Source organism: Brevundimonas sp. GW821-FHT09G01, from assembly GCF_059416065.1.
This window is the reverse complement of sequence record NZ_JBWKOL010000001.1, coordinates 359,398-375,733: the sequence shown is the minus strand read 5'-3', so window position 1 is coordinate 375,733 and position 16,336 is coordinate 359,398. Positions and strand designations below refer to the sequence as shown.

Genomic DNA, 16,336 nt, shown 5'->3' with positions numbered 1-16,336 from the left:
CGTGGCGCCTGAAGTTCAGAACAGTGTGGTCGAGAGCGAGATCAGCAGGCGCGAGGCCGGGCGATCGCCGCCCGGGCCGTAAAGGCTGTCGAACGGACGCGCCCAGCCCACGTCGATATCCATCCTCGGCGTCAGCTGGACCCGCACGCCCAGTCCGCCCGAGGACAGTTCAAGCCTGCCGGCGTCGGGCGCCAGGTTCGTCAGCTCGGCCGTCTCGAAGAAGGCGTAGGGTCGCCAGGCCATGCCCCAGGGCGACGCGAGCGGCGTGGTGGTGAATTCCACCGACGTCGCGAAGGCCCGGTCGCCCGACGCGGCCGACGGATCATAGCCGCGGCCGACGGTCAGGTTTCCGACCGAGAATTCCTCGTAGGACAACAGCGGGTCGTCCGTGTGCTGCCATGACAGCGTCAATGTGCCGACGATCGGCCCCGTGAGGCGCGCGCCGACCTGCAGCTCCCCGCGATAGACCAGGGCGTCCGGCACGCCGAGGTAACGCGACGCCTCGATGTCTCCGTAATCGCTGGCGCCCAGCGCCGTCGTCCCGTGCCGCACCTCGAGATAGCCCGTCATGGCCGCCGAGTGATCCGCCAGCGCGCCCGGCGCCCAGTGACCGTCCAGCCGTGCGAAGAACACCCGCAGGTGATCCTCCGTCAGGGTCGCCAGTCCGCCGCCGAACTCGACTTTCTGGTCCAGGATTTCGAGCCCGGTCGACAGGTTCAGGTTCCGGCGGCGATGGCGCACGATCGGCCAGGCCAGCTTCGCCACCCCGGAGAAGCTCTCGCCTTCCAGCTCGAGCGGCGTCAGCTCCTCGCCCGGCTTGGTCCATGCCCACGACCCCGAAACCTCGACGGTCAGCCCGCTGCCGCCCAGCCGGACCTGTTCGACCAGCTGAATGACCCGCTGTTCCTCCAGATCGCCCGACACATAGGCGATCAGGGACGTCCGCTCGCCCAGCGGCGTCAGGCTGTTGAGGTCGAGCCGGGCGAGACCCAGCTCGCGCCCCACCGTTCGCGATCCGAAATTGTGCGCCCGCAGCGAGGCGTCGATCGGATCGTGCGAAACGGCGATGTCGAGCGCCACCGCCCCGCGTTCGCCGGCGGGTCGCATGGTGGTGCGGATCTGGACGCCCGGGATGTCGGAGGCGAGCAGCAGATAGCGTTGCGCCAGGTTCAGGTCGAACGGTGCCATGCCCTTCAACTGATCCAGATAGCGGGCCACCTGCGCCTGGGCCGGGCCGGCGTCCCCGCTGTAGGTGACGGATGTGACGCGGGCCTCCACGACCTCGAGGACCAGCCGCCCGGTGTTGATCCGCTGCTCCGGGATCGTCACGGCGGCCAGGATCCCCCGTCTCAGATAGAGCGCCGCCAGACGGTCCCGGATTTCACAGATTCTGGAGACGGAAATCTCCTGACCCAGGTGATTTGCCCACGCCGTCGACAACTCCGCCTCGGACAGCGCCAGGCGGTCCTGGCCGGAAGAGCGGACCTCCACGCTCTGCAGGGAGAACTTCAGATCGCTGTCTCTGAAGGGACAGGGCCCCGCCTCGACGCCGGCGAACAGCTCGCCCTGCGGCGCGGCCGCGAGCGGCGCCAGTTGCGAGGGATTGAGCGCCTGGCGGTCCGGCAGGGCGTCCTGCGCGGACGCGGATCCGGCGAACGCCACGAGCGCGACCGCCCCGCCGACGCCGGCCGCCCATCCCCGCCAGGCCTTGCCCACGCCCCTCCCCCGGGGGGCGAAGGCGAGAGCCGCCGCGCCAGGCGCGATCGAACGGAGCAAGGCGTCGCGCCGCCGCATGCGGGCCGGCGCGGAATCCGGAAGATAAGTCGCCATTGTCGTTGAAGCTCTCCCCCATGCCCCAAGGCGCAGTTCGCCCCTCGGCGGCATCCCCTTTGCCGTTGTCATTCCATCCCATTAAGCTTGACCGGCGTCCTGACGGCGCGATGCTGGCGTTCTGATATTTTTCTGATATCTGAGCGAGCTGGCCGCCACGGATGACGCCTGACAATCGTCCGGTCGGCATTGGGGGGCGCACGGTGTATCGTTTCGCCGGTTTCGAACTGGATCAGCGCAGGGCCGAACTCCGCGGGCCTGATGGCGAGTCCATCAAGCTTCGCCCGAAAACCTTCTCCCTCCTGCTGTTGCTGCTGGAAAACAACGGACGGGTCGTCGGCAAGCAGGAGGTGATCGACACGCTATGGCCGAACGTCCACGTGGGCGAGGACGGCCTGTTCCAGTGCGTGCGCGAAGTCCGCGTCGCTCTCGGCGACCACCGGCGCGAAATGCTCAAGCTGGTCCCCGGGCACGGCTACATCCTGAACGTCGATGTGACGGACACCCCGACCACCGTCCGCCCGCAGGACGCCGCCCCGGTCACGGCCGACATCGCCCCCGCAACGCCCCGAACGGACGAGCCGGTCGCTCCCCGCCACGGCGGACGCGGACGCATGATCGCCCTGGTGGTGATCGGGCTGTGCGTGGTCGTCGGCCTGGGTATCGGCGCGTCCGTGTTCGGCCTCGACACCGTCTTCGGCCGCCGGCCGCCGGCGATCGTGGTGATCCCGATCGTCGATGCGAGCGCCGATCCGGAAGGGGCGGAGATGGCGGAGGCCGTAACCGCCCGTCTGATCGACGGTCTCGCCCGGATCGACACGGTCCGCGTCGTCATCGCGCAACCGGAACAGGCCGCGTCGCTGCCCCGGGAGAACACGGATTTCGTCATCCGGGGCGAGCTGCGGCGCGAGGGGCGATCATGGACCCTGCAGGCGCGCATGATCCGCACGGCCACGGGCGAGGTCCTGGCCGTGGCCGGCGCCTCGGCCGACGGAAGCAAAGAGGATCTCGAACTTCAGCAATCCCGGCTGGCGGCGGGGGCCGGACATCTGTTGGCGCAACGTCTGAACGATCTGATGGAGAGCGGCGGCGCCCAGGACTCCACGGCGGACTCCTCCGCCGGAGCCGCCCGGTTCGTGATCGATCAGGCCAGCGCCTCCATCAATCAAACCTCTCGCGAGCGGTTCCATGTCGCCGAGGCGATGCTGCAGGACGCACTCGCCGCCGAGCCGGACAATATCGACCTGGCCGTCGCCCTGGCCGGGCTTCAGCTCCGTGGGGTCCAGATGGCCTGGTACACTCCCCAGGAGGTCGCCGCCATCCAGGCCCAGACCCAGGCGACGCTTGAACGCGCCCGGCGCGTGAAGCCCAACTCCATCGCGGTCGCCGAGACCTACTGCCGCTTTCTCAGCGCGACCAACCGTTTCGTCGAGAGCCTGGTGGAGTGCTCCAGGACCTTGAGCCTGGATCCCTGGGACGGCCTCGCCCTGTATCACGTCGGCCTCGGTCAGGTTCATCTCGGGCGTTTCGACGATGCGCTGGCGACATTTCAGCAGGCCGACCGGATCGACACCCCTCCGGTATCGCGCTGGACCTGGCTCCTCGGCGCCGGGTGGGCCAATCTTCTGCTGGGCCGCCCCGAAGCCGCGCTGCCGTGGCTCCATCGATCCATCGCCATCACCCCGGCGTCCGGACGGTCCCACATGCTGCTGGCCGTGGCCTATCAGCAGACGGGCCGCATCGACGACGCCAAGGCCGCCATGCGCGAGGGGCTCAGGCTGCGGCCCGGCTCGACCGCCCTCAACATCGCCCCGCCCTACGCCAACGCCAGCCCGGCCTATGTTCAGGCGTCCGAGCGACTCATCAAGGTGATGGTCCAGTCGGGTTTGCCGGAGCGCTGATCCGTTAAGAGCCCCTCGGTCGTCGACAGCGGGGGCGCGCGCACATCAGATGCGCTCCCCCGCTCCCTACGCCCGCTCGACCGCCACTGGGCCGCGTCCGGCTCAGAGCAGCCAGTCGTCCATGTCGTGCGGCGACAGCACGGTGGAACTCGCGCCCGCGCCCTCTTCTATCGTCAACAGGGTTTGCCAGCCGCGGCTGGTGTCCCAGACGACCCGCGTATCGAATTCGAAGGGGTGTTCCGTCGGTCGAACCAGCGGCCCGGTATCCGTGGGCTTGAGCACGAAGTGGTCGTTCGGATCCGTCCAGCAGATGATCGGGCCTTCCGCGCCCTTCGGGGACGGCAGGTCTGAAACGCCGGGCAGGACCAGCGGCCCGCCCGCCTTCCCGTTCGTCTCGACCAGAACCGGTCGAACCTCGGGGTTGACCTCCGCCATCGGCGCCGCCTTCGAGACCGCCTGATCCGGCCCGATCGTGATCTGGGCCTGACGCGCGGCCGCGCCGCCGACAGCGTCTTCGACCGACATCCAGGTCTCGTCGCCGGCGAACCAGAGGGCTTCGACCCCGTCCAGGATATCGACCCCTTCATCGCCGACCAGGTCCGTCACCGTCACGGTGCCGTCCAGGTTCAGGACAAAGCTGAAATCGGTCGAGGATCCGAAGTAGTTGGCCTGGTCGTAACCGTCGCCTCCGAAGAGGCGGTCGTTCCCGCCACGGCCGACGATCGAATCGTCCCCGGCCAGCGCATAGACGTCGTCGTCGCCTTCGGTGCCCTCCAGCCAACCGTCATCGCCGGAGGTCCCGTAGCCGGCGACCAGGTAGTCAAGTTCGAGCCACGTCTGGTTCCCGTCGAACCACAGGGCCTCGACCCCGACCAGGGTGTCTTCCCCTTCCAGACCCGTGGTGTCTTTCACCTTGATCGACCCATCGGCCGCCCGGCGGAAGGTGAAGCTGCCGGACGCCCCCGCATAGTTCGCCTGGTCATAGCCGGCGCCGCCGTCCAGATAGTCGTTGCCACCGCGTCCGATCAGTTGATCGTCTCCATCCCTGCCGAAGATGTTGTCTGCGCCTGCGGTGCCCGGCAGCCAGCTGTCGTTGCCATTGGTGCCGTAGGCGGCAACCGCCTGGTTGAGCGCCACATACAGTTCGTCACCTTCGAACCAGGCGCCTTCCATGTCGCGCAGCACGTCGACCTCGCCGGTGGCGTCGTTGATCGCCTGGATCGATCCGTCCGCCTGCCTGACCCACCTGATGTCCGTGCTGTCGCCGGCATAGATCGCGACGTCCTCGCCGGCTCCACCGAACATCTGGTCGTTGCCCGCGCCGCCCCGGAGTTCATCGTCCCCGTCACCGCCGTACATCAGGTCGTTTCCGTCGCCCCCGCTCAGGGCGTCGGCGCCGCCTTCCCCGCGAAGTTCATCGTTGCCCCCGGCGCCGGCGATGATATCGTCCGAGGCGAAGCCGTTGATGACGTCCGCCCCCGCTGTCCCCGCCTGGGCGAGAAGAGCCGCGTCCATCTGGGCGGCCGTCCAGACCACCCCGCCGGCGAACTCGAAGATCTCGACCCGGGTCGCGCCCTGAACCGAGGATGAGTTCTGCCCCATCAGCTGGTAGCGGATCACCAACCGGTCGCTGCCGACATCGATCACCAGGTCCAGTCCAACGCGGGACAGGATCAGGTCCTCCGGCGCGATCCCGGTGCGGAAGACGACACGATCCGCGAGATCGCCGTAGGTCTCCTCCGTTTCGATGATGGTGTCGACGCCGTAGCCGCGACCAAAGACGTAGGTGTCGTTCCCCGCGCCGCCGGTGAGCACGTCATTTCCGGCGCCGGTGTCGATCACATCCGCGGTCGCATAGCCGATCACCGTGTCCGCGCCCGGCGTCTGGTGCGCCAGAAGGGTCAACTGATCGATCTGGGCCGCCGAAAGCTCCGTGCCGTCCGCGAAGATGAACCGCTCCACCCGCCCGAAGCCCAGAACGCCGCCCGAATCCTGGGACCAGAACTGGTTGCGGATGGTCAGGCTGTCGTTCGCGCCCACGATCCGGATGACCAGGTCGCGGCCGACGCGGCTGAAGGACAGATCACTTTGCGAGATGAGCGCCCCGAAGAGCACCGCGTCATTGGGCGCGCCGTAGGTCTGGTCGGTTTCCCGGATCGTATCGTGGTCATAGCCCCGGCCGAACACATAGGTGTCCGCGCCGTCGCCACCGGTCAGGGTGTCGTTCCCCGCGCCGCCGTCCAGCCGGTCTTCGGTCGCGTAGCCCAGGATCAGATCGTTTCCAGCGGTCTGCTGGGACAGCAGCACCAGGGCGTCGACCTGCGGCGCCGACAGCTCCGAGCCGTCCGCGAACTGGAACCGTTCGATGCGCCCGGTGCCCAGCACGCTGCCCGAATCCAGCGACCAGAACTGGTTGCGGACCGTGATCTGATCGGACGTCCCGATGATCTTGATGATCAGATTCAGACCGTCACGCGTCCAGGACAGGTCGTCCATGTCGACGCCCGCCTTGAAGGACAGGATGTCGTCGGCGTCGCCGTAGGTCGCGTCCGTCTCCGAAATCACATCGACGCCGTCGCCACGCCCGAAGCGATAGGTATCGTTGCCGAGGCCGCCCCTCATGAAGTCATTGCCGGCGCCGCCGTTCAGAACGTCGGCGGTGTCGAAGGCGTAGATCTGGTCATTGCCGGAGGTCTGCTGGGCGGCGAGCAGCCGATCCTGCACATCCGCCGCGCTGAGCGCGCTGCCGTCGGCGAAGATGAACCGCTCCACCCGGTCCGTCCCGTAGATGCCCGCCGAATTGCTCGAGCGAAGCTGGCCGACCAGGGTCAGCTGGTCGGTGGCCCCGGCGATCCTGACAATCAGATTGTCGCCCTGCCGCGAGAACTGGAGATCAGCCGCCACGATATCCGGCCCGAAGCGGACCACATCGTCGGCATCGCCCCAGGTGGCGTCGCTTTCGTTGATCGTGTCGCTCCCCGATCCCCGTCCGAAAAGGTAGGTGTCGTTGCCGAGGCCGCCCTGCAGCCAGTCATTGCCGGCGCCGCCGTCCAGGACGTCCCCCGTGTCAAAGGCGATGATCGTATCGTTCCCGGCCGTCTGCATCGCCTGCAGCAACCGCAGGTCCATTTCCGCGGCGGTCCATTCGCTCCCGTCGCCGAAGACGAACCTCTCGATCCTCTGGTTTCCGGCCAGACTGCCTGAGTTGGCGCTGCGCAGCTGATACTGAACGGTCAGGGTGTCCGATGATCCGACAAGGCCGATGACCAGGTGATCGCCGTTTCGGCTGAGGATCAGATCCTCCGGCCGCACATCGGCCGTGAACGCCAGGACGTCGCCGCTGTCGCCCCAGGTCGCCGTGGTCTCAAGCACGGTGTCCTGTCCATAGCCCCGACCGAACCGGTAGGTATCGTTGCCGGCGTTGCCCTGCAGGAAGTCCGTACCGGCGCCGCCGTCGATCAGATCATTCGCCGCCGTGCCCAGAACGTTGTCGTTCCCGGACGTGGACGAGCCGGCCACGGCGTTCGCCTCGGCCTGCGCCGCCGACAGTGTGACGCCGCTCGCGAAGCGGAAGAACTCCACCCGCCCTTGTCGCGTGGGTGTGAAGTGATCCGAGATCGTCAACGTGTCGGCGACACCGGCGATGGTGATGACCAGATCGTCGCCCGTTCGCGTGAAGGTCACCTCGGAGCGCAGCACATTGCCGCCGAACTCCACCGTGTCGGGATGGTCCTCATAGAGGGTGTCGAAGCTCTCCTCGATGACGTCCTGCCCGCTGCCCTTGCCGAACTTGTAGGTGTCGCCACCGCCGGCGCCGCGCAGGATGTCGTTGCCCCCGCCTCCATCCAGGATGTCCGCGGTGTAGAATCCGTCGATCACGTCATTGCCGGCGGTCCTCGCCTCGACCAGCAGCCGCTCACGGATCTGCACGTCCGTCAGCACCACGCCGTCTCCGAAGGTGAAGGTCTCGACGTCCCGCCAGCCGGAGAACCAGCCGGCGTGGTGGAACTGACCGGAGACCGTAAGCTGGTCGGCCAGGCCGTCGAAGGAGATCACCAGATCGTCGCCGGAGCGGGTGAAGACCGCCTTGTCGGAATCGTAGCCCGCCGCGAAGACCACGGTATCCACGTCCTCGTAGGCGACGTTGTCGACGTGCTCCTCGATCACGTCCGACCCGAACCCCGGGCCGAACACATAGGTGTCGCTGCCGTCCCCTCCGCGCAGGACATCGTCGCCCTGGCCGCCGTTGATGGTGTCGTCGGTCTGGAATCCGGCGACAAGATCGTCGCCCGAGGTCGAGGCGGCCGCGATCAACCGAAGCCGCAGATCGTTCGCCGTCCAGACCTCGCCGGTGTGGAAGCGGACGGACTCCATCTCGTTGCTGCGCAGGTTCAGCGTTGAATAGAAGAAATGGTTCTGCACGGTGATCCGGTCGGTCGTACCGGTGATGCTCAGGATCAGGTCGTCGCCGACCCGCGAGAGCACGATGTCGCTCGGCGCGATCCCCGCCCCGAACTGGATCCGGTCGTCGTTGCCCGTGAACAGATTGTCGTTGAAGTCGACGATCACATCCGCGCCGTCGCCCCGGTTGAAGACATAGACGTCGGATCCGTTGCCCCCTTTCATGAGGTCGTTTCCGGTCCCGCCCACGATCACGTCGTCGAAATGCCAGCCCCGGATCGTGTCGTCGCCCGCCGTGCTCGAGGCCGCGATCAGGTCCGCGACGATCGTGCTGAAACTCTTCACGGTGCCGTCGGCCCAGCGGAACTGCTCCACCTGGTTCATGGCGATCGTGCCGAACACCCCGGTCTCGGTCACCACGAACTGGTTCTTGATGCGGACTTGATCGGTCGTGCCGGCGATGGAAACGATCAGATCGTCACTGGCGGGATCCCGCGAGAAGATCACATCCCCGACCGCGACGCCCGCCTTGAAGACCAGCTGGTCAGGTTCGGGGCCGATCACGAATCCGGGCGTATCCTCGATGACGTCCTGGCCGTCGCCACGCCCGAACAGATAGGTGTCCCCCTCGTCGCCCCCGTTCATGTAGTCGTTGCCGGCGCCCCCGTTCAGGGTGTCGGCGTAGAAGTCGCCCGCCAGCCAGTCGTCGCCGTCTCCTCCGGTCGTGACGATCGCGAGGATGGTCTCCCAGTCGATCCGGCTTCCGTCGGCGAAGACGAAGTTCTCGACCCGGTCGAACCACTGCACGCCGAAGAAGCCGAACAGGTCCATCATCCGACCGTCGAACTGGTTCTTGATCAGCAGACTGTCCTGCGTCCCGTTGATGCTGATAAGCAGGTCCTTGGTGCCTTCGACGCGGGTGAACTGAAGATCGGCCAGGCTCACGCCCCCGCCGAAGATCACCGAATCCGTGCCCAGAAGGGTCAGGTAGATCGCTTGGTCGTAGATGGTGTCACGTCCCGAGCCGCGGCCGAATTCATAGACGTCTCCCCCGTCATACCCATGGAAGACATCGTCGCCGGCGCTGGCGAGGAAGCGGTCTCCGGTGCCGAAGCCATGGACCGTATCGGCACCCGCCGTCGTCGCCTGCTGGATCAGCAGGGCCTGGATGGCCTGCCAGGTCAGGGACCCGCCCGCCTTGAACAGGATGGCCTCGATACGGCTGTCCAGGGCGAGGTTGCCGCCCCCGATGAAGGGATTGTCGAGCAGGCCGCCGATGACGCCGCCGGGCGCGATGCCGCCGCGAATGCCCAGCGAACTGTACCAGAACTGATCCTTGATCAGGATGGAGTCCCCGGTGGAGAAGGTCAGCAGCAGGTCCGTGCTCGCGCCGTCGCGCGAGAAGGTCGTGTCATTCATCGACAGACCGTTTTCCACGACGATCATGTCGGCGGTCTGGTTCGCCGGCGTGCTCTGGATGTCGTGGATGGTGTCGTGACCGTGTCCGGCCGAGAAGTAGTAGGTGTCCCCCCCGTCTCCGCCCCGCATCAGATCGGCGCCCGCGAGACCTTCCAACTGGTCCTCCTGGGCCGAGCCGTTGACGGTCTCGCTCGCCGACGTCCCGCGACCGACCACTTCGGCGATCGCGCGAACATCCATCAAAACGCCGTCCGCGAACTGAATCTCTTCCACGCCGAAATCGACGCCCATCAGGCCGCTGCTGAAGTGATTGCGAACGGTGACGGTGTCGTTCGTGCCGATCACCGAGATGACCAGGTCGGTCCCGACGCGGGCGAAGGTCACATCCTCCCGGCTCAGCAGGGCGAAGCGAATCCGGTCGCCTTGTTCCCCCATATCCTGGTCGATGATGGTGTCCCGCCCGAAGCCGGTTCCGAACACATAGACGCCCTGCCCCCCGCTGCCGGTCAGGGTGTCGTCGCCGGCGCCGCCCACGAAGACGAAACTGCCTGAACCGGAACGGGTCAGGGCGTCCGCCCCGGCGGCGCCCAGGCGCACGTTCTCAAGCGCAAGACCGTCCACGAGCTGCGCCAGCGTCAACGGCTGGGTCACACCCGCCATCGCCCGGACAAGGCTGGCGACCACGAAATCATCGCGCAGCAGGTTGCCGTCATGGCGCGCGCCGCCTTCCACGAACGCCTGCAGCAGCGGCGCCCAGGTTCCCGACCAGACGGAGGCCGCGGCCGCGGGATCGGCGGGCAAACCGTCCAGGATACGGTGTATCGCGTCCGCGAGCGCCGTCGGCAGTTCCGCCTCCAGGCGGTCTGTTTCCACCGAATAGCCGACGTCCTGGAAGATGGCCCCAAGCGGTCCCTGGACAGCGAGCCGCACCGTCGCGGCGTCCACGACCGCGTCCCAGGCCGCCCTCAGTTCCGAGGCGTTGGCCGCCGAAGGCGCGCCGCCCGCATTGCGCGGCGTCAGCTCCACCCCGAACCATTTCTCGAGGAAGGCGAGCTTGCGCAGGTCGAAGTCGGGTCCGAGCGCACCGGGCGCCACGCCGTCGACCCCGGCCCAGCGCAGGATGATCGCTTCCGCCCCGGCGCGCAGATCCGCCCACGAGGTGCTGGTCGGCAGCTCGGAGAAATCGTCCACGAGCGTCAGCAGCGCGGGGTCGTCGGTCATCTGGATGCGCAGATCAACCACGGTCCCGAAGCCCTTGAGTTCGGCCTCGGCGGCGGCGGCGACGGAGATCGTCCGGTCGCCTAGCCAGATGGTGTCGGTCGGGCTGGAGCCCAGCAGGACGTCCGCGATGCGACGTTCCTGCCCGTTGATGGTGAAGGTGGCGTCCGCCCGCACCGTATTGCCGCGCACCGAAGCGCCCGCGCCGGTGGGGGCGCCGGCGTTCACCCCGATGGAGGTGATGCCGAGTTCGCTGAGCGTCTTCAACTCACCGGCGTCGGTTACGCCGTCTCCGTCCGCGTCCACCCACACCCGCAGGGTGGCGAAGCCCGCATCGGCGGCGGTGACGGCGCCGTCCGCATTGCTGTCCAGCGCGGAGAGCATCTGGAAGCCCGACGTGTCCGCATTCCCGAACATCTCGCCGATATCGTCGATCCGGCCGTTGCCGTTCAGGTCCCGGACCAGGAAGCCGTCGCCCCCGCGCGTCCACGCGCTCTTTTCGGCGAAGCCGTCGGCGTTCAGGTCGAAATAGGTCGAGGGTCCGCTCGTCAGCTCCAGACCATCCCCATCCAGGTCGAGGATCAGGGGGTCCGTGCCGATCACACACACGCCGAAGCCGGCGCGCAGGGCCAGGTTCATGTACTGCTCGAAGCGTTCCAGCGAAGCGCCGGCGGCCTGGAAGGTCTGGCGGAAGACCACGACGTTGCCGGTGGCTTCACCCGTTTCGATGTCGAGGTTGTAGTTCTGGATGACGATCTGACCGGCGCGCCCCCCGGCGACATTGATCAGCAATTGGTTCGTGGTGGTCAGCCCGAACTGGAACATGCTCATCGCAACGCCGTCGATGAACATCGCGGCGAGACCGAACAGAAGGTTGCCCGTCATGACCGGCGCGGCGCCGAGGACGGGCGTGAGCGGCGCCCACGCGGCCCAGTCGCCCTCCATCCACCACTGCTGAACCCCGCCGAAGATCGGGAACCCGCCGGCGAGGCCGCCGAAGGCGAGCTGATCGTCCAGGTCGGCGTCATGGATGATGGATTGGCCGCCGCCGACGACGAAAACATCCCTGTCCCCATCCCGGGTCGGACCGCCCGGCAGGACGCCGTCCTTGCCGAACAGGTGCACGACACCCGAGTCGGGTCCCCCGCCCAGGGTGACGTTCAGGACGTCGCTCCCGCCGCCGCCGTAAGCGACGGTTCCGTTAGCGTTCGCCGTCAGGACATCACGACCGCCCCCCAGCCGGATCGTCGTATGCCCTTCATCCTGGATGACCTCATCGGCGCCGTCGCCGAATTTGAGATGGTCGAACTCCCGGAACACCAGCCGCCCGTCGAAGGTGAAGGGGCTTCCATCAGTGACGTGGCCTCGGGTGTACTTTACGCCTCCGCTGAGTTGAGTCAGGTCAAGAACATCGACAACACCCTGCTTCTCGCCCGCCGATATCCTCAGGTCTGAGCCGAAGCCTGGAACATTCGTAAGGACCAGCGTATCCGAATACTCTTGGGATAGCTGAAGCGTCTCTATGTCGATCAGAGACAGGGGCGCCTCCCAGTCGCCGACGCCGATCATGAAGGCGGGTTTGTCGGTGCTGCCGCTATAGGACTCGATCCAGGTGACCTGTGAGTTCAGAGCGAATTCCAGCTCGACGACGTCGAGTCCGTCGCCACCGATGATCGTCTCAATGTCGTAAAGCCGGTCGCCTTCCGCATGACCCCCATGACCGGTGGCATACCCCGCTTCCGCGAAGAAGATCCGGATCGCCTCAGAACCTTCGTATGACGAGATGTCCCGCCCCACGCCGCCGTCGAGAATATCGGCGCCTTCGCCCCCGTAGAACCGATCATTGCCCGCCAGGCCGTAGGCGACATCCTCCCCCGCGCCGAGGCGGATGGTGTCCGACCCGCCCCCCAGAAAAACGAGCTGCCTTTCGGGAGCTCCGCTGGGCAGGAAGCGTCCTTCCAGATCTCCGTAGAACCCGGCGGTTGAGTTAAGGGGAGCCCTGATGACGACGTCGATCCGTTGCCCATTGGTGAAGCTGTTTCCGGCCACTCCCAATGGATCTTCACTTCCGAACGTGGCGCTGTAATTCGGGCGATACGCAAGTCCGAGTTCTTGCGAGACCTTGATCTCTTGCCTCACGACGTAACCGACAAGGTCGTAATTATCCACCCACGATTCATCGCCCAGCCAGCTCAGGTGCGGATCTTCCCACCAATAGTTGATTGCGCCCGTATACTGAACGTTATACTGATCATCCTCGTTCTTGTCGCCATACATGAGATGCATCATCTCATGCCACACCACGGCCTCTACGGTTGGATTGAATACGGACCCATTATTGTCGATGAAATTCATCTCGGATATTTGAGACAAATTTATAAGAACAGCGCGCACGTCGATATTGATCGACGGATCGTGCGTGCCATTGACACCGGATGTGCTTTGGATTTTTACCGGATGGGATCGATTCGCCACCCAACTGTTCATAATAGACTGTGCTGACGGCGATTCCCAGTACAACCTTTTTAGGGCGTTCCAGATTACAGCTGGGTCTGAAAACCCTGTTACTTGTATCTTATCAAGAACGTTTTGAGGAAGATCCGCAAGTTCACTGTAATCGTACGACACGGCACCTCATCTCCCAACAAATGGACCGGGCACCCGATCCACGAACAAGAAAATATGTAGAACTACCTGCAGATTCCGGATCGCTTCTCGATCACCCGATCCAAGGCGAACCGGAAGAGCCTCTCCCTTTCCTCGGCCATCAGACGAGGGCGTCGCACCAGGTTGAAGTGTTCATCGATCAGCCCGACCGGCTCCTCGGCGGCCGCCGCCTGCGCGCTGGTGATCGCGACCAGGTCCGCACAGCGCCGCAGGGCTTCCTCCGCCGCATAGTTCGCAGACTTCGAGGACCTGGCTTCGCGATAGGCCGCGCGCCGCAGACAACCCTGCGCGCGGCCGAGGGATGTTGAGGGTTCATCGACAGGGCTGGAGGCGACGCCGGCGCTCGCGCCATCATGCCCAGACGCAAGCTGGCATATAGTCGAATCCGATTGTCCACATCCCGCCAGAAGGAGAGCCACAGCCGCCATCCGCAGAACCGCAATCATCATTCGGACGCCCCAGAACTGGAGGCATCCTTCCTTCGAACCCCTCGCTTCGCAAGCGATAGATTCGCGTCGAACGCGTAAGGACCGCGCGGTCCACGGACGGTTTCGCTACCGGGGTCTTGTGCACACAACGCCCCCGCTGGACGAAGCGCGCGCAGTCAAGCTTGGCCGAAACCCCGTCGGGCATTGAATGCAGCCGGCCCTACTTCGGCCAGTCAACCAGACAGTCGGAGGCGCCCAGCGTCATCAGACTCGCGCTTTGGTCGCGCTTGCCGGATGTTGCGACAGGTCGCCGCAGGCTCCGCTTGATAGCCTCGCAACGCCTTGCCTAGCCCAAGCGAAAGCGGCTTCCAGTCCGCATGCGGCGGCCCATCGCACCGGTATCGCCAGAGTCGTGCGTAGTGGATTGTGAGACCTAAGCTCTCCATGCGATCGAATTCTAGATCTGCTTGGACAGTCCCGGCCTCGTGGGTTGAGAGAAGTGGTTCCTCTTTCAGTATTCAACGGCACATTGAAACCACTGAAGTTTTGGGTTCCCGCATACTCAAAGAGTCGCTTTTCCCGCTTGTCATCATCGCGCTTGTTTGTACCGGCTGTACGCCCGACGCGGACCCTGAAAGCGCTGCAGCCGGCTACCGTCCCACCGCCGCCGAGCTACGGCCAGCTTCAGAACGCGAGCTGCGCCGGTATCTTATAGAAGGAAGCAGGCGTCCGGTTTCCTACTACCCAAACGGGAGGTGGCAGATTTTCGGCTACAGCCCCGATCCGCGGCAGCTATCAGCTGACCGGTAACACCGTTTGCGTGAAAACAGACGGTCACCTTGAGAAACGCTGCGCCAGCCTCTCAATCGGACCCGATGGACCCGTCATGTCCGCGTGGATTGACGCGCCCACTTAGAGAGTCGCCGATTATATCGACCAACACAGAATACCACGCATGTCGTCCGATGCGACAAGCCCCCTGGCCTCTAATGCTCAGAACGCAGACGCGGAGCCCAGGTGATCGCCCCGTTCTCTTGTTAGGGAAGGTGAGCCGCCACGCCGAGCCAATGCACCGCCTGACCCGCATCGATTAGCTCGAACAGCGGGATGGCCAGCAGAAACACCAGCCCGTCGCGGATCGTGAGCAAGAACAGGGACGGGCGGACGCTTAGTTCGTCCGCATCGCGCCAGAGCGAGAATCGCGGCCAGAATCGGGGTGTACGAGCGAAATACCGAGCGTAGCCCTCACCGAATTCCCGCAGAAGGAAAGCCTCCTCCCGGCGAACCGTAAGGTGGAACACCATGACCGCCGCCGCCACGAATGCGGCGCCGATGACAAGGCTCCCGCTTTGCGCGCCGATACCGAACGCCCCGATAAAGCTGAACAGGTAAAGCGGATTTCGGCTGACCGAGTAGGGTCCCCGATCGACGACCTCCGCCTTCTTTCGTCCGCCGATATAGAGGGTGCACCAGGCGCGGCCGACGATGGCAAGGACGATCGCCCCAAGACCGATAGCTTCCACCGACTCATGCCAGGGGCCGTCGACGCCGCCTATGGACTGGCTGACCACCGACAGGGCGATCAGTCCCAGGAGGGCGACGCCGACGGCGACCTTTCGCAGCTTCTGAACAGTACCAAGATCCAGGGCGGGCGCCGGCGTCGGGGTCATATCAGGTCTCCAGTGGACGAAAGAAACTGCGGAACTGTGACGGTTTCGAGCCCGGATCCCGCAGGTCGGGCCGCCGGCACTAGACGATCGTCCCGAAAAGCCGGCCGATGCCAACGGTGGCGCTCATCGCGAGCACGCCCCAGAAGGCGACCCGCAGAACCGACCGACCGATATCCGCTCCGCCCGCCAGAGCGCCCAGGGCGCCCAGTCCCATCAATCCCGCCAACGCCGCACCACCGACCCAGAGGATCACGCCCTGCAGCGGCGCCAACATGACAAGCAGCAGGGGTGGAAGGGCCCCGCACGCGAACGTCAGGGCGGAGGTCAGCGCCGCCTGAACCGGACGCGCCGTGGTGATCTCCGAAATACCGAGTTCGTCCCGCGCATGGGCGCCGAGCGCATCCTTGGCCATGAGTTGCAGCGCCACCTGCCGAGACAGGTCCGACTCGACGCCGCGCGCCGCATAGATGCCCGCCAGTTCCGCGACTTCCGCCTCACGGTCGCCGGTCAGCTCCGCTGTCTCTCGCGCAAGGTCGGCTTTCTCGGTATCGGACTGGGAGCTGACAGAGACATACTCTCCGGCCGCCATGGACATCGCCCCGGCGACAAGGCCCGCGACGCCGGCGATCACGATCCCTTCGCGCGTCACCTCGGCGGCCGCTACGCCCATCACGAGACTGGCTGTCGACACAAGCCCGTCGTTGGCCCCGAGAACCGCAGCTCGCAACCAGCCGATGCGGGCGACACGGTGACGCTCTGGATGCAAGGCGAGACGGCTCACGCGAGCACTCCAGGCCAGTGG

Annotated in this window: 6 protein-coding genes; 1 reads left to right on the top strand and 5 read right to left on the bottom strand. The window is 65.7% G+C overall.

All coding sequences use genetic code 11. The annotated features are described in order from the left end of the window. Nucleotides 1–15 precede the first annotated feature (15 nt). The gene (locus tag AC07NB_RS01965; protein WP_494571548.1) at nucleotides 16–1,830 is read right to left on the bottom strand and encodes a ShlB/FhaC/HecB family hemolysin secretion/activation protein; all 1,815 of its coding nucleotides are present in this window, start codon (nucleotides 1,828–1,830) and stop codon (nucleotides 16–18) included. A 203-nt stretch (nucleotides 1,831–2,033) separates the two neighbouring features. Between AC07NB_RS01965 and AC07NB_RS01960 the strand changes: the two genes are divergently transcribed. Further along, nucleotides 2,034–3,731: a winged helix-turn-helix domain-containing tetratricopeptide repeat protein gene (locus tag AC07NB_RS01960; RefSeq protein ID WP_494571547.1), complete on the top strand. Its 1,698-nt coding sequence runs from the start codon at nucleotides 2,034–2,036 to the stop codon at nucleotides 3,729–3,731. 102 nt (nucleotides 3,732–3,833) lie between these two features. On the opposite strand, the gene AC07NB_RS01955 is transcribed toward AC07NB_RS01960, so the two are convergent. From AC07NB_RS01955 to AC07NB_RS01940, 4 genes are all read right to left on the bottom strand, one after another. Further along, a complete protein-coding gene (locus tag AC07NB_RS01955) occupies nucleotides 3,834–13,058 on the bottom strand; it encodes a calcium-binding protein (RefSeq protein WP_494571546.1) in 9,225 nt (3,074 codons plus the stop codon). Nucleotides 13,059–13,459: 401 nt separating this feature from the next. Continuing rightward, nucleotides 13,460–13,885: a hypothetical protein gene (locus tag AC07NB_RS01950; RefSeq protein ID WP_494571545.1), complete on the bottom strand. Its 426-nt coding sequence runs from the start codon at nucleotides 13,883–13,885 to the stop codon at nucleotides 13,460–13,462. 1,016 nt (nucleotides 13,886–14,901) lie between these two features. Further along, complete coding sequence (locus tag AC07NB_RS01945) at nucleotides 14,902–15,534, bottom strand: methyltransferase family protein (RefSeq protein WP_494571544.1); 633 nt, start codon at nucleotides 15,532–15,534, stop codon at nucleotides 14,902–14,904. A gap of 79 nt (nucleotides 15,535–15,613) precedes the next feature. Further along, nucleotides 15,614–16,315: a VIT1/CCC1 transporter family protein gene (locus AC07NB_RS01940; protein WP_492313308.1), complete on the bottom strand. Its 702-nt coding sequence runs from the start codon at nucleotides 16,313–16,315 to the stop codon at nucleotides 15,614–15,616. Nucleotides 16,316–16,336 lie beyond the last annotated feature (21 nt).

Bases quoted from the DNA above. Each gene is read 5' to 3' on its own strand.
- AC07NB_RS01965 (WP_494571548.1), bottom strand. From the start codon at position 1,830: ATGGCGACTTATCTTCCGGATTCCGCGCCGGCCCGCATGCGGCGGCGC.
- AC07NB_RS01955 (WP_494571546.1), bottom strand. From the start codon at position 13,058: ATGATGCATCTCATGTATGGCGACAAGAACGAGGATGATCAGTATAAC.
- AC07NB_RS01950 (WP_494571545.1), bottom strand. From the start codon at position 13,885: ATGATGATTGCGGTTCTGCGGATGGCGGCTGTGGCTCTCCTTCTGGCG.
- AC07NB_RS01945 (WP_494571544.1), bottom strand. From the start codon at position 15,534: ATGACCCCGACGCCGGCGCCCGCCCTGGATCTTGGTACTGTTCAGAAG.